The sequence below is a fragment of the Geobacter sp. DSM 9736 genome, assembly GCF_900187405.1.
Classification (GTDB): domain Bacteria; phylum Desulfobacterota; class Desulfuromonadia; order Geobacterales; family Geobacteraceae; genus DSM-9736.
Genome location: NZ_LT896716.1, coordinates 1,807,545 through 1,828,534, shown reverse-complemented (window position 1 = coordinate 1,828,534; position 20,990 = coordinate 1,807,545). Strand labels below are relative to the sequence as shown.

Sequence of the window (20,990 nt, the reverse complement as noted above, 5' to 3'; positions counted from 1 at the left end):
TCGGGGTTCGACCGGATCAAGTCGTTGAGCTGTCGAGCCGGTCTAAGAGGTTAGGTCATGCACTTCATTTTTCCCGCATCACCACGTGGTAGGACATAGGGATCATGAGCAGCTTTACTGACGAGCATAAACGCAGAGGGTATACTTCATCGGGCGCCGGCAGCTCCAGGGGCCATTGTAAACGCAGGGAGGATAACGAACTTTAGCAGGTACGGTCAGATCGACCGACCGCGTGGGGCTCAGGGGGGGGCGCTGGGGATGATCCCGGAGATGGACACCATACCTGATATAGCTAAATAGGTATGGTGTCCCCGGAACTACTCTTCGTGGGTCCTTCTACTTCACAGCTTGACGAGTGTCTTGAAGCCTCCGTATGCCATGCGCTTGCAGTCGAAGGGACTGGCGCCTGACTCCATCATTTCTTTTATCCTCGGGTCGTTCATTACTGCCGCGTTCACCTTATCCCTGTGCTCCCGCGACTCATAAACGATCCAGGAGAACACCACGGTTTCTCCGTCAGAGGCCCCGGCCGATTGCCTGAACGACACCATTTCCTTCTGATCCAGATCGTCGCCGATGCACTCGATGTACTCCAGTGCGCCATGCTCCATCCACACCTTACCGGCTTTTTCTGCCATTGCTCTGTATTCTTCCAACCTCTCCTTAGCCAAAGGGATCAAGAAGCCGTCAATGTATCTTTCCATGACTATCCTCCTGTCCGCTGAAGCAGCGGCTGAACATTGCGTCAGCCTCTACCGCCAGCATTATTCATATATATTTTAGCTCGAAGTGCAGACGGCAGTCCAATGCTTCCAGACGCCGAATATGTGTTAAGACCATCAGCTCCAAATTGGAAGAAAAAGGCCACCCGGGAAATTACCGGATGGCCTTCTGGCGTGGAGGAGCTGCGGTCGGTGGCGCCGGAAAAACAGGTGCCTGGGAGACCTCATGACTGCTGTTCTGCCTTCAATCATCGTCGTCATCGTAATTTTTCTATAATTGACCTCCTTGCATATACATGTGGCTGAAACGTTGATGCTTTACCACATTCTCAGAATCCTGAACAACGGCCGGAAAGGCAAATAATAATTAGTTTATTATTAAAATATATTGCTACGATTTTACTTTGTATAATTAGCCTTTCAAGTGTGGCGTCAAAAGATTCTACTTAGCACTTGCAGTCGTTTCCGGTCAGGCTTTATTTAATGATTAGTAACTCACTCTCCCCGCCTCAGGTACCTCCCATTTGCCTTCCTCCCCACGTGGTAGAATAAAGGGATCATGAGCATCTTTACCGACCGGGATAAACGCAGAGGAAATGCCTCATCGGGCGCCGGAAGCTCCGGGGGCCCCTCGGTGAACGCAGGGAGGATCTCAACCTTCGAGCAGGTGCTCGATCTGATCGACCAATCGGCGGCCGATCAGGATCGTGTGTCGCTGGGGATGATCCTGGAGGCGGTCGGGGGTAGGTCTTTCGGGCCGCTGCTGCTGGTGGCCGGCATTATTCTGGCTTCGCCTCTGAGCGCCATTCCGGGGATGCCTACGACGGTGGGAAGCCTACTGCTGCTGACGGCGGGACAGCTGCTGTTGCGGAGGCGGCATTTGTGGCTGCCGCGCTGGCTGTTGAGGCGTTCGATCGGCCGGGAGAGGCTGGTCAAATCCATCGCCTGGCTCCGAAAACCTGCACGTGCCGTGGACCGCCGGGTCCGGCCGCGTCTTCCGGGACTGATTCAGAGTGCAGGTCTCGCAGTCATCGCTCTGCTCTGTATTCTCATTGCCTCTGTCCTCCCCTTCATGGAGCTCGTCCCCCTGTCGGCACATGTCGCCGGGGTTGCCGTAACAGCCTTCGGACTTTCGCTCATAGCGCGTGACGGGTTGATGGCCCTCGTCGCCATGGCAGTTACCGCGACGGCCTGCGGATCGCTGATATACCAGTTGATCTGATACCTGACTCTTTTCCGCAGTCACGACTTCAGGCGGAAGTGCCCGTCCCGGGAACGTTCGGGCAAGCAGGTCTTTCAAACCTGTCGTGCTGCGGGTAGAATTAGGTATGTTCGAGCGGTCGCGCATGAAGAGGGGAGATGACTGTCGTGGGAATCACATGGAACGATAATCTGGCGACGGGAAACGATGTGGTGGACGGCCAGCACAAGGAGCTAATCCGAAGGCTCGACATGTTCATCGAAGCCTGCGACGCCGGCAAGGGAAAGGAGGAACTGGTGACGATCCTCCAGTTTCTCGACGATTACATTCACGCGCACTTCGAGGCCGAAGAAGAGCTGCAGGAGAAGATGAATTTCGCATTCCGGGCAAGTCACCGCAAACACCACGAGGAATTCATCCGCGACTTCACAATGCTCAAGAAACGGTTCCTGCTGCAGGGATCAGATGCCGGCCTCGCTGTAGATATCAGGGACTTCGTGGTGGGGTGGCTGCTGAACCACATCCTGGAGAAGGATATGATGTTCAGCAAGATGAAGACCGAGGCTGCAGGTTGAGGCGGTGCAGCGCCCGCGATCTATCTCTATTTGCCGCTCTTGCGGCTGATAACAGTGATCTTTCCTTCTCCCTCAACATAAGCGGCTTTTACCTCTTCGACTCTATCAAAGCCCTGCTGTCGCAGATAACTCATAAGTTCCTCTTCGGTGAGAAGCTCCCGGCGCATGTTGCGCCGCAGAAGCTGCCCGTCCCGGATGATCTGCAAAGGGGGCGCAGAAACCAGGCGCTCAATGAACCGAACCCGATAGCTCAGGGTGTTGATCAGGTAGTTACATGCCATGATAGTGATGACCAGTATGATGCCGTCGGTAACGGAGGTGTAGCTGCCCAGCGCGTGGGCGGCTGCATCTGCGATGAGGAGCGCGAATATCAGGTCCATCATGGCCAGCTCCCCACCGCTGCGACGGGGCATGAGGCGCATGAGGACGATGATGCCGAAATACATGGCAGCGCCCCGCGCGATAAGTTCGAGAAGCGGAGTCTGGAGCGCGAATACCTGGGACCAATTTTCAGGAAACAGGTTCATGCTTTCATTGTATCAGGCATATTTCATACTATCCGCTGCAGGCTGACAGGTCCCTTGTACATCAAGATTTATTTTTGGTGCCTGTCCCGGTGGTATAATTGGTTCGGCCCCAGATCGTCACTTCCGCAGGGAGAACCATGAAAATCTTCATCCTCGCCTGGTTTTTTCTTCTCGCGCCCTGCCTGGGTACCTCCTGGGGCAATGACGACGAGACCCCCATCTCTTCCCTGTGCGACATCCATTATCCCAGTGATGATCGGATCGAGTGGGAATGTGTCGAGCTTGAACCGAAGGACGACCCGAACAAACTGTTCGGAGATTACTGGGAGGACGTGCTCCGGTTCAACCGCCTGGACCGGAGGCACTTCGTGGGAGGGCTTTCGATAAAGGTCCCGAAAAGGCTGGAGGATGTGGACGGCTTCTCGCCGCTCCCGGAGACGTTGCCGGAGGCCGCCAAGGAGGAGAAGTTCATTCTCGTCGACCTTTCGGAGATGTTCCTGGGGGCCTACCAGTATGGCGAGCTGGTGGACTCATACCCGGTGGCGGCGGGGATCGACGGACATCCGGTGCCGACGGGGGAATTCCGGATCGATGCGGTAGACCGCCGGCATGAATCCAATCTCTACGATCTTGAGGAGCTGGAGCGAGCGTATCCGATGCATTACGGGCTGAGGTTCTTCGTGGACAAGAAGAGGGAAGGGTGGCTTTCGTACTGGATACACGGCCGGGACCTCCCAGGTTTCCCCGCCTCCCACGGCTGTGTGGGCCTCTACGACGAGGAGATGCAGCGCGAGTATTACAGCGAGCATGACAGGAAAGCTCACCGCAAATATTATCGGGAACTGAAGGAGCCCTTTCTCAAAGGGGCGAGGGACCTCTACGAATGGGTAGTCGGCAACCGGCGCGATCCCGGCACGTTCCACACCATCAGCTACGGGCCGAAGGTGCTCATTACCGGTTCGGCGCCGGTAGTGTCGCCCCGGTAGGCTGCCCTATCGTTCTTCACGGCAGACCTTCGCAAGCTTCCCCAGGTAGTCGATTCCCTGCTCTACCGCATCGGACCAGAAGGCGGCATTGAGCCTCAGGCAGTTGCGGAACCGGTCCCGTGCCGAAAACAGAGGTCCAGGAGCGATGCTGATCCGGTCTGCCCGGGCCATTTCATGCAGCTTTAGGGAGTCGAAACCTTCCGGCATCTCCACCCACAGCTTGAAGCTCCCTGCGGGTCTCGTAACCCTTGTACCTTCAGGGAAGCTTCGTGCCACCGCTTCACCCATCAGAAGCACCTGCCGGGCGTAAATGCGGCGCAGCCTGCGCAGGTGTCTGTCGTAGCCGCCGTTGGCAAGGAACTCCGCCACCGCCATCTGCGTCGGCGCAGCCCCCGCGAGAGTAGTTACCGACTTGAGCCTTGCAATTTCGCGGTAAAACCTTCCGGGGGCGATCCAGCCTATCCGGTATCCGGGAGCAAGCGATTTGGAGAAGGAGGAGCAGAGGAGCACGAGCCCTTTCTCGTCGTAGGCCTTAACGACCGTGGGGCGCTGGTCGTCGTGGGAGAGGTCTCCGTATATGTCGTCCTCGATGAGGGGTATATCACGTCTTGCCAGGAAGCCTGCCAGCTCCCGCTTGCGTGACTCGGGCATCAGGCTCCCCAGCGGGTTGTTGAAGTTGCCGACGATCATGCAGGCGCGGATCGTGTTGTTGTCAGCGGCGTAGCGAAGCGCTTCAAGGCTCATGCCCGTTTCGGGATCTGAAGGGATTTCCAGCACCCGCAGGCCGAGGTTTTCCATGGCCTGAAGCGTATTGAAAAAAGTTGGTGAGTCGACGGCTACGGTGTCGCCGGGACGGCAGACTGCCCGAAGCGCAAGGTGGACGGCCTCGGTGCAGCCATCGGTAACGATGATCCCGTCCGGTTTGAGGCTGCATCCGGCAGCCATCATCCGGCGTGCGATCTGCTTGCGCAGCCGCTCGTACCCCGGCGGCATGTGGTAGGCTATGCTCTGTTTCGGATGACGTCGGCATTCCATCGCCATCATTCGGGCCAGAGTGTCCACCGGCAGAAACTCGGGGTTCGGGATCGCCGCCCCCAGCGGGAGAAAGTCGGGGTTCATTACGTCCTGCATCACGGCGAAGGCTACGTCGCTCAGGGTGACGGGGGTGGGGTTCAGCTGGGACGGAGATATCTCCGGTGTGCGGGGGGGAGAGGAGAGTCGGGGGCGAACGTAGTAGCCAGACTGGGGCCGTGGGGAGATGAGACCCCTGTCCTCCAGCAGTCCGTAAGCCTCGGTGACCGTGCTGATGCTGACCCTGAACTGGCGTGAAAGCGCCCGGACGGAAGGAATTTTATCCCCTGGACGGAAGGTTCCCTGAGCCACCATCGATGCCACCCGTGCGGCGACCTGCTCATAGAGCGGACGCTTCCGGCCATTTTCATTCCCTCCCCATACATCCATGGGCGCAATCCTATCCATTTCCCGACCCTCCCGACAGTGACAGCTTCGACGATTCCCGGCCAGTACAGTTTAGCAATATAACAAACTGTTACGTGTACAGAAGGTTTTTTCTGCGTCTGTACGTTTCCTTTCGGGTGGATAAGATGAAACACATCGGAAGGGGGGTGGCGGATGGAGCTTGCAAAGAGCCGCTATTTAACATTGCGGGATGCGGGTGGATGCATTATCAGCTGTCGGAGGGGCATTGTTTGGGTGACACAAACGGGGGACCCCCGGGACTTCTTCCTGAAGGCGCCGGAAACGCTGTTGGTGACGGGGAGAGGGCTGGTAGTGGTGGAAGCCCTGCGGGATTCGGCGGTGGAGGTGCTGAGGGGGAATCCTCCACCGCAGAATGCACTTTAGCGAGAGAATCTCCCTTTGAGGAACTCCATCCCTTTTTCCATCCAGCCGCTCTGGGGCACATTTCCGTCGGGTGTCATTCTGTCAACGAAGTCTGGCAGGTGACGGGATAGATCGCCGGCGGCTTCGTCTTCCGAAACTCCCGCTCTGGCTGCCAGTTGCTGGACGCGATCTCTGCCCATTCCTTCCTTCACCTGATCGGGGGAGATGGGCCTGTTTTCGCCACGACTCACCCACGATGAAACGATGTCTCCCAGCCCCCTCTGCTGGAACGAGCTTATTAGCCCCTGCAGCCCTCCCGACTCCCTGCCGGAAAACATTTCCATCACGCCGCTAAGGAGCGAGCCTTCCTTCGACTCCGACCCCTGTTTACCCATGCCTAGTTTGCCGGTGATGTCGTCGACTATTCCCATGACAACCTCCTGTCTGTTTGGCGCTGCCTGTCTGTCTATTCAAACAGCGGGGGGAGATATGTCAAGTCTGCCTGGGGAAGGCAGGTATATCCGTCGTGACGGCTAACGTGTCGTTACTGCCGTCACCCGTTGGTTCCCGAACGTTTTTCAGGTTCATGCCACCCCCGCCTTTCCGGTTCGTGCCATTCGGTCTTCCGGGTACGCGTCTTGTGGATGCCTACTACCACGAGTTTATTTGAACGGAAAAAACCGAGGATTCCGTTTTTTTCGATCAGCTCGTCAAGTTCGGCGGGCTCGACGTAACCCACACCATTCGGATAAAGTACTTTGATAGTCATGGTCACTCTCTCATGATTGTTCTCCTCCTGTTGTTGATCAAAGCGCATATCAATCTATCTGAGATCACGTTAGCACACATGGCAGACCTCCTGGAACGAAAATCAAATTCAGTAAAATTCATTGATGCTGCGGGGTTAGTAATGAAAGGGGTGTAATTAATGTGGGGCTCCGGCAAGGCATTCGGAGGAAAGATTATTCACTGTTCGGGATCATGTGAAGAGGGGGCCTCGCCCCCTCACCCCCACTTCATTTCTTTTGCTTGCCCAAAAGAAATGAAGCAAAGAAAAGGGCACCCCTGCGACCTGGCCGCTTACGCGGTTCCCTCGCTGCGAGCACCGACGGCGCGACGATCAGATTCGCTTCGCTCAGGAGATCGTCGAAAACCCGCCGCCGGTGTTCTCACTCGGCCATGCCGAAGGGGGAAAGTTTCGAAGATCTATTAGCCTTAAAGCCTTTAGGCCGCCTGCCGCGGCCTCCCCATTACATTCCGCCGAGTGAGGAAGCCGGGCGGGAAGGGGGAGGCTGCCCAGGAGCAGAGCGACTTTGCAGAATTCCCCGCCCGGCTGACGAGGGAGGGAATCCCGAAGGGACGGAATGTTCCGGGGCGGATCTTTCTTTGCGTACTTTCTTTGGAGCCAAGCCAAAGAAAGTACGTGGGGTACGGGGCAACGCCCCGAAGGATGAAAAGTCTGTCTTCAGCGGGGACTCGGCCTCACGTCCTCTTGTACTCACTTCGAAAAAGCCACCCTGTACACATCCCGATACTCCTTCGCGAAGTGCACCTCCAGCCCCTCTTTGAGGTAGTCGGGGAGCTCACCAAAATCCTTCTGGTTTGCTTCCGGAAAAACGAGCACCTTCAGCCCGGCGCGGCGCGCGGCTATCGTCTTCTCCTTGACGCCGCCGATGGGGAGGACCCGGCCGGTGAGGGTAAGTTCGCCCGTCATGCCGAGCTTCGCCCTGACCGGTTTTCCCGTCATCATCGATATGAGCGCTGTCGCCATCGTAACTCCCGCCGATGGACCGTCCTTGGGGGTGGCGCCGGCGGGGACGTGGAGATGGACGAACCTGGTGTCGAAGAAATCCTCCGGTGCGCCGTACTCCTTCAGGTGGGCCATCACGAAGGAATAGGCTATCTCCGAGCTCTCGATCATTACGTTGCCGAGCTGGCCCGTCTGCCGGAACCCTTTGCTTTTGCTCGCCATGGCCGTGGCTTCGATGGGGAGCGTGGCGCCGCCGAGGCTCGTCCAGGCGAGCCCGGTTACGACGCCGGGGACGTTCTCGAAGATCTCCTCGGTGGTGAATACCGGCTGGCCCAGGAGGCCGGTGAGCTCCTTCCGGCCGATAACCATCGGGTCAGTGCGGCCCGAGGCGAAATCCCGGGCAGCCTTCCGCATGAGCTTCTTGATGCGGTTCTCCAGGTTCCGCACTCCTGCCTCCCTGGCCCATCCGTCGATGAGCGCGGCGAGAGCCTCCTTGCGGATGGTCACCTGCCCCGGCTGAAGGCCGTGGTTCTTGAGCGCCTTCGGTATGAGGTATTTCCGGGCGATCTCCAGCTTCTCCTCCAGGATGTACCCCGAGAGGCGGATCACCTCCATCCGGTCGAGGAGCGGCGCCGGAATGGTGTCGAGCTGGTTCGCCGTGGCGACGAAGAGCACGTTGGAGAGGTCGAAGGGGACGTCCAGGTAGTGATCGCGGAATGTCCCGTTCTGCTCCGGGTCGAGCACCTCCAGCAGCGCCGAGGCAGGGTCCCCCTGGAAGGATGCCCCCACCTTGTCGATCTCGTCGAGCATAAGCACCGGGTTCGCCGTGCCGGCGCTCTTCATCGCCTGGATGAACTTCCCGGGCATGGCGCCGATGTAGGTTCGGCGGTGCCCCTTTATTTCGGCCTCATCCCGCATCCCGCCCAGCGAAAACCGGTAGAAGCTGCGTCCGAGGGCGTCGGCTATGCTTTTCCCCACCGAGGTCTTCCCTACTCCGGGAGGCCCCACCAGGCAGAGGATCGAGCCGGAAATATCCCCTTTCATCTTCCCTACCGCGATGAATTCAAGGATTCGCTCCTTTACGTCCTTGAGCCCGTGATGGTCCCGGTCGAGAACGCGCCGTGCCTTCTCCAGATTGTACGAGTCCCTGCTGTGCTTCCCCCAGGGGAGGATGGTGAGCCAGTCCAGGTAACTGCGGGTCACGTGGTACTCCGGAGAGGAGGGCTCCAGGAGCTTGAACTTCTCGATCTCGTCATTCACCGCCCGCTGCGCTTCGGGATTCAGTTTCAGCCCCTTGAGGCGCTCCTCGAACTTCTCTATCTCCGCCGTCTTGCCTTCCTTTTCCAGCCCAAGTTCCTTCTTTATAGCCTTGAGCTGCTCCCGCAGAAAGAACTCCCGCTGCTGCTGGCTTATCTTCTCCTCAATCTGCTTGGTGATCTTGGACTGAAGACGGGATACTTCCAGCTCCTTCTTGAGGAGGACGAGGACCATGTCTATGCGCTTCCGCACATCGAAGGCTTCCAGCACCTGTTGCAGTTCCTGTCCTACGGCGGAGGTGAGGTTGGCCGCGAAATCGGCGAGTTTTCCCGGATCATCGAGGCTCGAACGGGTGAGAAAGAGCTTCAGCTCCTCGGAATACAGGGGATGGATCTGGATCAGCTCCTTGAGGGTCGCCAGGACCGCCATCGAGTAACCCTTCAACTCGGGGTTAACCGAAAGTTCGGTCCCGTAGTGGTAACGCACCCGGGCGAAAAAGCCCTCCCCGGTCTCGGTCAGTTCTTCGATGCTGAATCGTTCAAGGGCGTTGATGAGGAAATGGGCATTCTCATCGTCGGAGTGGATCAGTTTCACTATCTTCCCTACCACCCCCACCGAATGAAGGTTGTCCGGCCGGTCCGTCTCCTCGGGGTCCTTTACCAGGACCAGCCCGATGGCGCGGGAGGGGCTCTCCATGGCACGCTTGACCAGTTCGACCTGGTGCCGGTCGGCTACGGCCATCGGAACGATCACGCTGGGGAAGGCAGGCCGGGGCCGCAAAGGTAGTATCGGCAGACCTGCCGGAAGGACCTCACTGGCGAGAACCAGCCCGGAGTCCTCCTTCTGCTTGCCGTTCATGTCGTCATCAACTATGTCATCATGCTGTTCGTTCATGTTGGCTCCTTTGTCTTTCAGGAGAAGCTAAGCATCCCCAGGGCCCATGTCAACCCGAAAGGACCATCATGATTGATGGAGGTGCCGCGGTTACTCTTTTGACAATACTCTTCCTGTCCCTGTCGCCGCAAAATCCGGCTGCTATACTATTAGGGCATATAGCATGACTATCCCGACGAGCACGAGGAGAAACATGAAAAGAATAGCTGTGTTGACAAGCGGCGGCGACGCTCCGGGTATGAACGCGGCGATACGCGCGGTTGTGAGGGTGGGACTGGACAGGGGGATGGAGGTGATGGGCATCCGCAACGGCTACAAGGGGCTTCTGGAGGGTGACTGTTACAGCATGGGCGCCCGGGATGTCGGTGGAATAATCCAGATGGCAGGGACGATTCTCGGCAGTGCCAGGTGCAGGGAATTCGAAACGGAGGAAGGGCAGCTGAAGGGGCTGGAACAGTTGCGGCAAAAGGGTATCGAAGGGCTCGTGGTGATCGGCGGTAACGGCTCCCAGACCGGCGCCTGCGCCCTCTCGCGCAGGGGTTTTCCTGTTGTGGGTGTCGCTTCCACCATCGATAACGACCTCTATGGGTCGGATATCACCATAGGTGTCAACACCGCTCTCGATGTGGCGCTGGAGGCCATAGACCGGCTCAAGGTCACGGCATCCTCCCACCACCGGGCATTCCTCGTGGAGGTGATGGGGCGGAAATGCGGTTATCTGGCTCTTACGGCCGGGATTGCCGGAGGTGCGGAGGTCATCGTCCTTCCGGAAAAGGAAATGGACCCGGAGGCGGTGGCCGCGGAACTGCGCGCCGCATACGATAAGGGAAAGAAGCACGCCATCGTGGTGGTCGCCGAGGGAGCGAATTACGATGCGGAGAAGATATCGGAGCACTTCCGGGCGAACCGGGCACGGCTCGGGTTCGAGGTGCGGGCGACCAAGCTCGGCCATACCCAGCGGGGAGGCAATCCCACCGCCTTCGACCGGCTTCTCGGCACCAGGCTCGGCGCGGCGGCGGCATATCATCTCAAAGGGGGGGAGCATGGCGTGCTGGTAGGCCTCATCAAGGGGGAGATCGCAACGACGCCGCTGGAGGAAGTGGCGGGGAAGAAGAAGCCGGTGGATCTGAGAATGCTGGAACTCGCACAAGTCCTTGCCAAGTAGGTGCAGCGCCACATTCGAGCCCTGGCGGCGTTGCTCCGTCAGGGGCTTCCTCGACGTACCGCGGGTACGCCTGCGGAGCCCCATCCGTCGCTGCCTGGCCATCATCTCGAATCTGACGCTGCACATTGTGGGTGCAGCGCCACATTCGAGCGCTGGCGGCGTTGCTCCGTCAGGGGCTTCCTCGACGTACCGCAGGGTACGCCTGCGGAGCCCCTTCAGTCGCTGCCTGGCCATCATCTCGAATCTGACGCTGCACATCGTGGGTGCAGCGCCACATTCGGCTCGGCGGCGTTGCTCCGTCTTCTGTGGTCGAAAGAGGTAAAGGGCTCCATACCCGCTGTCGATATGAGAGAAGGGGCAAAGACGCGGCAGCGTGCGCCCACACTTTCACGGCCGGGGTATCTTGTTGAAGTTCATCGAGCACAGCAGCATCCGCAGCAAGATTCTGACGATCACGCTGGTAGGCGGCCTGCCCGTCATGCTGGTGGCGGTTTTTCAGCTCTATGCCAGTTATCGTTCCGACTACTACGAAGCCGAGCACGCCATCAAAGTGACTGCGGCGGCCATTGCCTATCAGCACCAGGCAAATGTGGAGGGTATCCAGAACCTCCTGGGCACGCTCGCGCAATTCCCCGAGGTGAAGCAGAAAGACCCCGCAGCGTGCAGCGGCCTCCTCAAGAAGGTCCTTCGCCAACTTCCCACCAGCTACAACATAGGCATCGCGGATGTTCAGGGTAGTATTATCGCTTCGGCAGTGAGCGGCAAATTCAGCATAGGGGATCGCAAGTACTTCAGGGATGCAGTTCGCACCAAGCGATTCAGCGTCGGGGAGTATACCGTGAGCCGCGCCGTCGGGAAGCCGGCGCTGCACTTCGCACAGCCGGTGCTGGACGAGCGGGGGGAGGTGAGCGTGGTTATCTACGCCGCCTACGACCTGAACTCCTTCAACTCCATCTTCGCCTCGCAGAAACTCCCGCCGAATTCGGCCCTGAATATCACCGACCACCGCGGCGTACTGATTCACAGGTATCCTCCCCATCCCGTAGTCAGGCCAGGCACAGTCGACAGGCCGGATCTTCAGGCGCACATGACTGGTGCCCATGACGAGGGTGCGTTCAACGACTTCGGCAGGGACAACGTAAAGCGGCTGCTGGCTTTCAAGAGGCTGCGCCTCCATTCGGACGAGGCGCCTTACCTTTACGCGAGGGTTTCCATACCGGAGGAGGAAGCCTTCAGCGCTACCCGCAACTTCATAATCCTGTCACTGAGTTTCTTCCTGCTGGCGTGGGGGATTGCGCTCTTCCTCTCACGCAGGCTTGCCGCCCGCTACCTCTTCGTACCCCTGGAACGTATAACTCATGTCGCTCAGGCTGCAAAAAAAGGAGACTTTTCATCCCGCACCGATCTTTCCTATAGCGAGGATGAAATAGGAATGCTCGCGCATTCCATCGATTCCATGTCGGAAGCACTTGAGGTGCGCCGGCGCGAGAGGGAGCTGGCGGAGGCGGAGCAACGCCGGATGCAGCAGGAGCTGCAGGAGTCGGAGCGGCGCCTGCGTGAACTTCTTGAAAACGTGCACCTTGTCGCGGTGATCCTGGATGGGGAGAAAAACATCACGTTCTGCAACGACTACCTGCTCAAGGTAACCGGATGGACAAGGGAAGAGGTGCTGGGGAGAAACTGGTTCGATCTCTTCATTCCGGAGGATGACCTGCAATCGGTTCAGTCTGTGTTCGATGAGGGTGTAAGGCAATCCGCTTTCCTGCCGCATCACGAGAACCCGATAAAGACGCGCAGGGGTGAATCACGCTTGATTGTATGGGACAACACCCTGCTGCGGGGGAGCGACGGTAATGTTGTGGGAACTGCCAGCATCGGAATCGACGTCACCGAGCAGCGCATCATGGAGGAGCAGCTGCTTCACGCCCGGAAGATGGAGGCGGTGGGGAAGCTGGCCGGCGGTGTGGCCCATGACTTCAACAACCTGATGACCCCTATTCTCGGGTATGCGGACCTGGTACGGGGAGAGCTCGAATCCCTGGGAGGCCGGGTGGACCGGATCGGCCATATTATCAACGCTGCCATGAAGGCGCGGGACCTGACACGGCAACTGCTGAGTTTCAGCCGCAAGCAACCCCTCAACATGCAGGTGCTCGACCTGAATGCGGTCGTCTCTTCCTTCGTCGGCATCCTGCGCAGGACCGTCAGGGAGAGCATCGAGATACGCCTTGAACTCCTGGAGAGGCCCGCCTGGATCAGGGTCGACAGGACCCAGATCGAGATGGTGATCATGAACCTGGTCGTGAATGCGCAGGACGCCATCGATGTGACGGGGGAGATATTGATCGAGACGAGGCGGGTAGGGCTGGATGACGAGTATGCGGCGCTGTATGCCGATGTGGCGCCGGGGGAGTACATCATGCTCTCCGTGAGCGACAACGGTAAAGGGATCGATCAGAATGTGCTGGATCATATCTTCGAGCCCTTCTTCACCACCCGGTCCGCCACCGGAGGCACGGGGCTCGGCCTGGCGACCGTTTACGGAGTGGTGAAGCAGCATTCGGGGCACGTCGTCGCTCATTCCGAACCGGGGAACGGCTCCATGTTCAAAGTGTACATTCCAGCTCTCGAAGGGGTCGCCGAGGCGGAGGTGATAACGGACGAATCTTCCGGCGTGCCCTCTCCGCTCCCATCCGCGGGAAAGAAGAATATCCTGCTGGTCGAGGACAACGACATGGTGAGGGAGATGGTTCACGAGCTCCTGATTGCCCTCGGACATGACGCCGTCGTTGCGGAGAATCCGCTGCGTGCGTTGGAGCTGGTGTCGGAGGGGCCGGTCCCCGAGCTTCTGGTCACCGATGTCGTCATGCCCGGGATGAGCGGGCCCGAGCTGTACCGCGCTCTTCAGGAGCGGCATCCCGGCATAAAGGCGCTGTTCATGTCGGGTTATACCAACAGCTTCGCCGTCGAACACGTGGAATTGCAGGAGGGATACAACTTTATCCAGAAACCCTTCGCCCTCAGCGTCATGGCGGAAAGGATTACCGAAATCCTAACGGCCGGAACTTCTTCCTGATCCAACTCACACTCTATTTAGCCCCTCTCCTGCTTTACCGCACCAGCTCCACTTCATCTAAACCGGGCATGCCCGCGCTTTCGCATCAGAGTTGAGGTGGTACAATCAAGGGACAAGCCGTGCAAGTGCGGCATCAGGAGGGAGGAAGCCCATGAGTTCCGTGCGCAGAATCAGAAAAGTCTCCAGAAGCAGGCCGACAATCGAAGGAGCCGGGGTCCATCTGAAGCGGGCATTCGGCTACTACCAGGTACCCGAGTTCGATCCGTTTCTCATGCTGGACGATTTCCGGTCCGATACACCGGCCCATTACCTGAAGGGATTCCCCTGGCACCCTCATCGCGGCATCGAGACGATCACTTACATGGTCGCCGGCCGTGTCGAGCATGGCGACAGCATGGGAAATACTGGGGTGATCGGCCCGGGGGATATCCAGTGGATGACCACCGGCAGCGGCATTATCCATCAGGAGATGCCGCGGGGGGACCAGGATGGAGTGATGGGCGGCTTTCAGCTCTGGGCGAACCTCCCTGCCTCGCACAAGATGATGAATCCACGCTACCAGGGGTTCGGCGCGGCGGAGATACCGGAGGTCACCGGGAAGGGGGGTGCCGCGATCAGGATAATCTGCGGAGAGGTGGACGGAGTGAGGGGGCCGGTATCGGACGTCGTCGTCGATCCCCAGTACCTGGACGTCTCGGTGCCGGCGGAGAGTACATTCACGCATCCGGTCACCCGGGGTTATACCGCATTCGCCTATGTGATCGAAGGGGAGGGGTATTTCGATCCGGACCGCAACGCCTACGGTCACGAGGTGATAGGGAAGAACTACTTCGACTTCGAGCGGAGGAAGTGCGTCTGCACGACCGAAGACCTTGTCCTGTTCGGTGACGGGGATGAAGTCTTCGTCAGCACGAGGGGGATTCCGGTGCGGTTCCTCCTCATATCCGGAAAACCGATAGGAGAGCCGGTGGCCTGGTACGGCCCCATCGTTATGAACACGCAGGAAGAACTGCAGAACGCTTTCGAGGAGCTGGACAAGGGGACCTTCATCAAGCAGAAAAATGTCGAAATATCGGGAACCCGGTAACTCCCCCCGTCTCCTCGAATAGAGCAGGTTCGAAGATCCCGGAGTTGATCCGAAAAGAAGGCGGCTTCGTTAGAGGCCGCCTTCTTCCCTGCCTTGATCTGTCTGCGCGTGCCGTCAGGCCCGCATGGGCTCACGCCGCCATTGCAAGTTGTCCGTCCTTTACGTGGACCACATTCTGTGCATTGGCGGCGATCTCGTTGTTGTGCGTCACGATGACGATTGTTTTTCCCCGTTGGTGAAGTGCATGCAGGATCTCCATGACTTCCGCTTCTGCCGCCGAGTCCAGATTTCCGGTGGGTTCATCCATGAGCAGGATGTCCGGGTCATTGGCAAGCGCCCGGGCTATTGCGACCCGCTGCTGCTGCCCGCCCGAAAGTTGCGACGGCCTCGCCCCCGCCTTTTCGGAGAGCCCCACCATCGAAAGAAGCTCCAGCGCCCGGGCCGCCTGCTCCTTTTCAGGTATGCCGGCCAGCATCATGGCTGTCTCCACATTCTCCGCTGCCGTGAGTCCCGGGAGCAGGTTGAAGAACTGGAACACGAAGCCGATCTTCTTCCCTCGGAGCCTTGCCAGGGAGCTGTTGTCGAGGCGGCTGATCTCGACCCCGTCCAGATATACTGCGCCCTCGGTGGGGCGGTCGAGGCCCCCGATCAGGTGCATGAGCGTGCTCTTGCCATGGCCGGAAGGGCCGACGATGCAGGTGAAGGAGCCCTTTGCTATTTCGAGGGTCACGCCTCGCAACGCGGAGGTGAGGACGTCGCCGGAGGAATATGTTTTGGAGACATTTTCTGTTCGGATAATTGCGTCATTCATAGCTGATCGCCTCCACCGGCGAAAGCCGTGCCGCCCGCCATGCAGGGTAGAGCCCTGCAACGACGGCTACCGCCGCTGAGAATAGAATCGATCCGATGATGACCTTCAGGTCGAGTGCGCTGTTGTTGCCTGAACCCCTGACCATCGCAGTGAAGGCGTTTTCGCTTATGTAGGGGGAGGCCAGTACCGACGTAAGGGTTCCGGCCACCACCCCCGCAGCGCCGCCGATGGTCCCGTAGAACCCGGATTCCAGCACGAACAGCGTGAAGATGGTGCTCTGTCTTGCCCCCAGTGCCTGGAGGACGCCGATCTCCCGCTTCCGTTCGTATGTGGCGGTCATCATGGTGTTGACTATTCCGAAGGCCGCTGCCAGTACGGAAACCGCCGCTATCATCTGCAGAGTGATGTTGACTGAGCCTACGATGCCGAGCACCGACTTGAGCATCTGCTTGTCGGAGACCACTCCCAGACCCACCGCCTCCTTTATTTTCTCGGCGTACTCATCCGTGAGCGCCAGGTCGTCAACCTTCACCGCGACGTAGGAGACCCGGTCCACAGCCTTGAAGAGGCGCTGGGCCACCGGCATCGATAGGAAGATGGTGAAGTCGTCCTTGCCGCCGGTTTCCTTGAGCACTCCCTTCACGGAAAGGCGCTGCCCGCGTATCGTCACCACGGAACCGGGGGCCAGCTTCATCTGATCGGCAGCGGCGGCGCCGATCACCGCGCCCGGATCGTCCGGCGTCGAGAAATAGTTTCCCCGGTCCATTTCCCACCCTTTGAAGCTGGCGGTTTCTCCCGTAACGATGCCGTTCACCGCCACCGGCTTGTTGGCTATGGCGGTCTTCACAGCCAGAAAAGGGAGAGCTGTTATCCCCTGTACAGCCTTGATTCTGGCCACCTCTTCGGAGGTGATGTTGGTTGGCATCTGGTCGCCCGTGAGGATCGAAAGCTGCTCGAACCCGCACGAGCCCTTCGGTATGACGAGCAGGTTTGCTCCGAGAGCGGCAGTCTCCCGGTGGATCTCCTGCTTCAGGTTTCCTCCGAGGGAGAGAAAGGTTACGAACGAGGCGATGCCGATGGTTATGCCGAGAAGGGTGAAGACGAATCTTCCCCGGCGTCGGGTGATATTCCTTACCACAAGTCTGGAGAGGGTCATTTACCCTCCGATCTTGTGGTGCCGCACCACCTTCAGGCTCTGGGCCATGAAGAGGTAGCCCTGCCCCTGGCCCATATCCACGAAGCTGCCGGTAATCCGCACTTCATCACCGATGACGGGAGCTTTTCCGGAGAACTTGACCGGGAGGAACACCTTGTTGCAGTTGGCGGTCTTGCACTGCAGCTCCTTTATATCCATTATCCCGATAATGTCCGGGTTCTGCTGGGACCTCCCCCCCATGATTCCGGTTACCGTGATGGTTCCGGTGTAGGCGGCGGGGTCGGCGCCGACTTCGTTGATGTTGAGGGCCTTGGGGCCGCTTTTTACGAAAACGAGTCCTGCGATGATGCCGACGGCAAGTGCTGCTATGATGACGACCTTTTTCATTTGAATGCTCCTTGGGTTAATAATGTAAATTGGCGGACGGGGAAGGCGCACGGCTCCCCGAAACGCTTGCACATTTGAGCCGTATGGCTGTCTATACCTGTTCTGGTGGGTGATCTATGGAGCAGATGAACTCTGACGGGGGAAAGAGTTGTTGCCGGGGATGGAAAGCGGTCACAGCCGAAGCGGTGACGTTAAGGGTTCGAGGCGGATCGTGGTCGACGGTGAGGCAGGAGGCGCAGGGACAATCGGGGAGGGAGCAGGGCCGGGAGCCGGATTCATCGCTATCCGAGCCGGTGTCGCAGCATCCGATCCGGTCGTTTGCATCCGCCAGTGTTTCAGCAGTGGCTGCAATGCCGCTCAGGGCCAGGATCGCCACCAACAGCATGATGATGGGGCCTATACGGGGAGAAATTTCCTTCACGGTGCAACTCTAGGTGGTATCGTTGTTTTGTGTCAACATTAAAATGTGCGGAGCCGATGACGGCATGGAAAGAAAAAAGCCTTGACATCGGCGTGGGGAGAAATTACATTTCCTACACGTAAAGGGGAGTAGTCAGCGGCCATCCAAAAAGGCCGACCCGGTTTCCGTCAATACGGTCGAAAGACCCGGGGCCGGGGCAGATAATGCCGACAAGACCTTTATCCAGGCAACCGCGCCGGGGGTAAAGGTCTTTTTTGTTACCCCCCGGCGATACCAAGAATCGTCGGAGGTAACAGCAATGAACAGACTCAAGACAACCTTTCTCCTCTCTCTCCTCACCGTGCTGATGGTGCTCATGGGGAGCGCCATCGGGGGCAAGACCGGCATGGTCTTCGCCTTCTTCATGGCGGCCGCCATGAACTTCTTTTCCTACTGGTTTTCAGACAAGATCGTCCTGAAGATGTACGGCGCCCAGGAGATAGGCGAGCACGACCATCCCGCATTCTACGGTATGGTCCGGCGACTTGCCATCCAGGCGGGACTTCCCATGCCGCGCGTCTACATCATCCCTTCTGAAAGTCCCAACGCGTTCGCTACCGGACGCAACCCCGACAATGCGGCTGTAGCTGCCACCGAGGGAATCCTTCGCATCCTCTCTCCCGAAGAGCTGGAAGGGGTGATGGCCCATGAGCTTGCCCACGTGCAGAACCGGGACATCCTTGTGGGCACCATAGCCGCCACCTTTGCCGGGGCAATCTCGATGCTGGGCAGCATGCTCCAGTGGGGCGCCATGCTCGGCGCCGGGCGAAACGATGATGAAGAAGGCGCCGGAGGCATCGTGGGTTCCCTGGTCATGGCCATCATCGCACCCATTGCCGCGATGCTAATTCAGATGGCCGTTTCCCGTTCCCGCGAGTATCTGGCAGACGAGACCGGCGCACGGATATGCGGACGGCCGTTGGCCCTTGCCAATGCGCTTCGGAAACTTCACACAGCTTCGCACATGATTCCGATGCAAGAAGCCAAGCCGGCGTCCGCCCACATGTTCATAGTGAACCCCCTTTCCGGGGGCTCCCTCCTGAAGCTCTTCTCGACGCACCCGCCGATGGAAGAGCGTATTGCAAGGCTTGAAGGGATGGCGAGGGGCGGGTGGTAGCCTCGACGCTGCGCAAGGCTAAGCGGATAGTTGTTGCCGCTGCTGGTTTTATAGTCCTTGGCGTAGGTGTCGCCATGATCGTCCTCCCCGGCCCTGCGATAGCTGTTATTCCGGTGGGGCTGGGGATCCTCGCTACCGAATTCGTCTGGGCGAAGAGTCTGCTGAAGCTCGTAAAGGAGAGGCTCTGCAGTCTTCGGGCGCATAAGGGGCAACCGCTGCATGAACCAGAGGCATAGCGAGGTAGAGGAGATATTCACGTGGCTCAAGACCGCTCCTGCTCCGGACGTGGTCACCGTCATACCTCTCTCCAAAAGGTGAGAGGCATTGCCTTCAGTGCTTGCCGCAAATGCCGGCAGGCTGTTGAAGAACTCAGGTTGTTCAAAATAGGCAGTTCGTCGCACCCGCAGAAAGTCCCACGGAGCCGTAGTACCTCTGGGGCATGAAGACTGCTACGCCGCACACGGCGGCGCTCGAGAAAGGCGGCGAAATGACTGTTTGTAGCTGCCGCTGAAACTTCGTCTTCAACAACATCCTAAAAGGAACACAGATTATGACCGAAACCACAATCATGTGGGTAGTCTTCGCAATTCTCTTCGGAGTGATGCTCGCCGTCGACCTGGGCGTCAATCGTAAAAGCCATGAAGTTTCATTCCGTGAGGCTCTCACCTGGAGCATCGTCTGGATCGGGCTTGCCCTCGCCTTCAACGTCGGGATCTATTTGACCCTGGGGAGCGGCAAGGCGCTGGAATTTTTCACCGGGTACGTCATCGAGAAGTCACTCTCGGTGGACAACCTCTTCGTCTTCATCATGATCTTCTCCTACTTCGGCGTCCGCGGCCATCACCAGGCCCGCATTCTGAAGTGGGGGATCATCGGCGCTATAGTCATGCGGGCGATATTCATCTTCGTGGGGGTCGAGCTGCTGGAGCGTTTTCACTGGCTCTTCTACGTATTCGGCGGCCTGCTAATCGTCACGGCGTTCAAGATGGCTTTCAGCGGAGAGGGGAAGGTGGAGCCGGAAAAGAATCTGGTGGTGAGGGGTGCGAGAAAGCTTCTGCCGGTAACGCGGCGCACATGGGGGGACTGGTTCGTTACAAGAAAGCGCGGAATGCTGGTTGCTAGCCCCCTCCTGGTGACTCTTCTCATGGTGGAATGGAGCGACCTTATTTTCGCTCTCGATTCGATCCCCGCAATCTTCGCAGTGACCCTCGATCCGTTCATTGTCTTCACGTCCAACATTTTCGCCATCATGGGGCTGAGGGCGCTCTACTTCCTGCTGGCGAACGTCATGGGGATGTTCGTCTACCTCAAGTTCGGCATTTCGTTCATCCTCGCCTTCGTAGGGGTGAAGATGCTGGCGGGTGCAGGCGGATTCCACGTCCCGACCGGCCTGTCGCTGGGAGTGATTTTCGCTTCGCTGGCCGTCGCCGTCCTTGCTTCGGTCGCCTTCGGAAGGGGGAAGGTGGAGGATGTGCCGGAAGGTGCTTGATAAAGAGAGGGAACGATGCTGCAGTTGTGACACTCTCTGATTTGCATACAATCTACTATAAGGAGCAGTAACATGAAAAAGCATCTGGTAAAGGCATTCGCAATTGTTGCAGCCGTCATGTTTCTGAGCATCACGGTCCTCGAACTTACGGCCCACGCCCGTGCCGGAGGAGGCCGCTCTTCCGGAAGCCGCGGTGGGCGAAGCTATTCGAGGCCCGCCATGACCTATTCCCAGCCAGGCCAGCCGCGTCAGCAGATGGCTCCTGCTACGTCCCCGTATAATCAGTCGGCGGGGGGCGGGTTCATGAGGAGCATGGCCGGCGGGATCATGGGAGGAATGCTCGGGAGCATGCTCTTCAGCAGCTTTGCCGGGGCAGGCATGGGGCCGGGCACTGGCGGGGGCGGGATAGGACTCTTCGAGATCCTCCTGCTGGCAGGGGGAGGCTATCTGATCTACCGGTTCGTGAAACGGGCGCGGGAATAGGGGGG

20 protein-coding genes and 1 pseudogene are annotated in these 20,990 nt (G+C 58.6%); 11 read left to right on the top strand and 10 right to left on the bottom strand.

Annotated features, from left to right (window positions below):
* Positions 1-341: 341 nt before the first annotated feature.
* Complete coding sequence (locus CFB04_RS08270) at positions 342-704, bottom strand: DUF1428 domain-containing protein (protein WP_088534836.1); 363 nt, start codon at positions 702-704, stop codon at positions 342-344.
* 577 nt (positions 705-1,281) lie between these two features.
* Between CFB04_RS08270 and CFB04_RS08265 the strand changes: the two genes are divergently transcribed.
* Both CFB04_RS08265 and CFB04_RS08260 read left to right on the top strand, forming a co-directional pair.
* The gene (locus CFB04_RS08265; protein ID WP_088534835.1) at positions 1,282-1,944 is read left to right on the top strand and encodes an exopolysaccharide biosynthesis protein; all 663 of its coding nucleotides are present in this window, start codon (positions 1,282-1,284) and stop codon (positions 1,942-1,944) included.
* 137 nt (positions 1,945-2,081) lie between these two features.
* Positions 2,082-2,498, top strand: a complete 417-nt coding sequence (locus CFB04_RS08260) for a bacteriohemerythrin (protein ID WP_088534834.1) — start codon at positions 2,082-2,084, stop codon at positions 2,496-2,498.
* Between the two features lie 26 nt (positions 2,499-2,524).
* On the opposite strand, the gene CFB04_RS08255 is transcribed toward CFB04_RS08260, so the two are convergent.
* Positions 2,525-3,025, bottom strand: coding sequence for a DUF421 domain-containing protein (locus tag CFB04_RS08255; RefSeq protein ID WP_088534833.1), 501 nt, complete (start codon positions 3,023-3,025; stop codon positions 2,525-2,527).
* A 137-nt stretch (positions 3,026-3,162) separates the two neighbouring features.
* Here CFB04_RS08255 and CFB04_RS08250 point away from each other — a divergent pair, with 137 nt between their 5' ends.
* On the top strand, positions 3,163-4,011 hold the full coding sequence (locus tag CFB04_RS08250; RefSeq protein WP_088534832.1) for a L,D-transpeptidase: 849 nt from the start codon (positions 3,163-3,165) through the stop codon (positions 4,009-4,011).
* A gap of 6 nt (positions 4,012-4,017) precedes the next feature.
* On the opposite strand, the gene CFB04_RS08245 is transcribed toward CFB04_RS08250, so the two are convergent.
* Positions 4,018-5,490, bottom strand: coding sequence for a PLP-dependent aminotransferase family protein (locus CFB04_RS08245; RefSeq protein ID WP_231934447.1), 1,473 nt, complete (start codon positions 5,488-5,490; stop codon positions 4,018-4,020).
* 153 nt (positions 5,491-5,643) lie between these two features.
* On the opposite strand from CFB04_RS08245, the gene CFB04_RS08240 reads away from it, so the two are divergent.
* The gene (locus CFB04_RS08240; protein ID WP_088534830.1) at positions 5,644-5,874 is read left to right on the top strand and encodes a DUF2917 domain-containing protein; all 231 of its coding nucleotides are present in this window, start codon (positions 5,644-5,646) and stop codon (positions 5,872-5,874) included.
* Here the strand turns inward: CFB04_RS08240 and CFB04_RS08235 are convergent.
* From CFB04_RS08235 to lon, 3 genes are all read right to left on the bottom strand, one after another.
* Positions 5,871-6,284, bottom strand: a complete 414-nt coding sequence (locus tag CFB04_RS08235; RefSeq protein WP_088534829.1) for a YidB family protein — start codon at positions 6,282-6,284, stop codon at positions 5,871-5,873. The genes CFB04_RS08240 and CFB04_RS08235 overlap by 4 nt on opposite strands.
* A gap of 122 nt (positions 6,285-6,406) precedes the next feature.
* Positions 6,407-6,622: a GSU3473 family protein gene (locus tag CFB04_RS08230; RefSeq protein WP_088534828.1), complete on the bottom strand. Its 216-nt coding sequence runs from the start codon at positions 6,620-6,622 to the stop codon at positions 6,407-6,409.
* Between the two features lie 729 nt (positions 6,623-7,351).
* On the bottom strand, positions 7,352-9,754 hold the full coding sequence (lon, locus tag CFB04_RS08225; RefSeq protein WP_088534827.1) for an endopeptidase La: 2,403 nt from the start codon (positions 9,752-9,754) through the stop codon (positions 7,352-7,354).
* A 193-nt stretch (positions 9,755-9,947) separates the two neighbouring features.
* Here lon and CFB04_RS08220 point away from each other — a divergent pair, with 193 nt between their 5' ends.
* The 3 genes from CFB04_RS08220 (at position 9,948) to CFB04_RS08210 (ending at position 15,082) form a co-directional block, all read left to right on the top strand.
* Positions 9,948-10,919 (top strand): ATP-dependent 6-phosphofructokinase, encoded by a 972-nt coding sequence (locus tag CFB04_RS08220; protein ID WP_088534826.1) that lies wholly within the window; start codon positions 9,948-9,950, stop codon positions 10,917-10,919.
* A gap of 403 nt (positions 10,920-11,322) precedes the next feature.
* Positions 11,323-13,995 carry an ATP-binding protein gene (locus CFB04_RS08215; protein WP_231934445.1) on the top strand — a complete coding sequence of 891 codons (2,673 nt, stop codon included), beginning with the start codon at positions 11,323-11,325 and terminating at the stop codon, positions 13,993-13,995.
* 151 nt (positions 13,996-14,146) lie between these two features.
* Entirely contained in the window at positions 14,147-15,082 is a 936-nt protein-coding gene (locus CFB04_RS08210) for a pirin family protein (protein ID WP_088534825.1), read from the top strand.
* 130 nt (positions 15,083-15,212) lie between these two features.
* On the opposite strand, the gene CFB04_RS08205 is transcribed toward CFB04_RS08210, so the two are convergent.
* The 4 genes from CFB04_RS08205 to CFB04_RS08190 form a co-directional block, all read right to left on the bottom strand.
* Entirely contained in the window at positions 15,213-15,893 is a 681-nt protein-coding gene (locus CFB04_RS08205; protein WP_088534824.1) for an ABC transporter ATP-binding protein, read from the bottom strand.
* Positions 15,886-17,049, bottom strand: coding sequence for an ABC transporter permease (locus CFB04_RS08200; RefSeq protein WP_088534823.1), 1,164 nt, complete (start codon positions 17,047-17,049; stop codon positions 15,886-15,888). The genes CFB04_RS08205 and CFB04_RS08200 overlap by 8 nt, the downstream gene beginning before the upstream one ends.
* Complete coding sequence (locus CFB04_RS08195; protein ID WP_088534822.1) at positions 17,050-17,436, bottom strand: hypothetical protein; 387 nt, start codon at positions 17,434-17,436, stop codon at positions 17,050-17,052.
* Between the two features lie 91 nt (positions 17,437-17,527).
* Positions 17,528-17,857 (bottom strand): hypothetical protein, encoded by a 330-nt coding sequence (locus CFB04_RS08190; protein ID WP_157698760.1) that lies wholly within the window; start codon positions 17,855-17,857, stop codon positions 17,528-17,530.
* Positions 17,858-18,155: 298 nt separating this feature from the next.
* Here CFB04_RS08190 and htpX point away from each other — a divergent pair, with 298 nt between their 5' ends.
* From htpX to CFB04_RS08170, 4 genes and pseudogenes are all read left to right on the top strand, one after another.
* Positions 18,156-19,013 (top strand): zinc metalloprotease HtpX, encoded by an 858-nt coding sequence (gene htpX, locus CFB04_RS08185; protein ID WP_088534820.1) that lies wholly within the window; start codon positions 18,156-18,158, stop codon positions 19,011-19,013.
* Positions 19,007-19,249, top strand: coding sequence for a PGPGW domain-containing protein (locus CFB04_RS08180; protein WP_088534819.1), 243 nt, complete (start codon positions 19,007-19,009; stop codon positions 19,247-19,249). Before htpX ends, CFB04_RS08180 begins: the two co-directional genes overlap by 7 nt.
* A gap of 314 nt (positions 19,250-19,563) precedes the next feature.
* A complete protein-coding gene (locus tag CFB04_RS08175) occupies positions 19,564-20,502 on the top strand; it encodes a TerC family protein (protein WP_088534818.1) in 939 nt (312 codons plus the stop codon).
* Positions 20,503-20,574: 72 nt separating this feature from the next.
* Positions 20,575-20,982, top strand: a pseudogene (locus tag CFB04_RS08170) (Tim44 domain-containing protein); the annotation flags it as partial.
* Positions 20,983-20,990 lie beyond the last annotated feature (8 nt).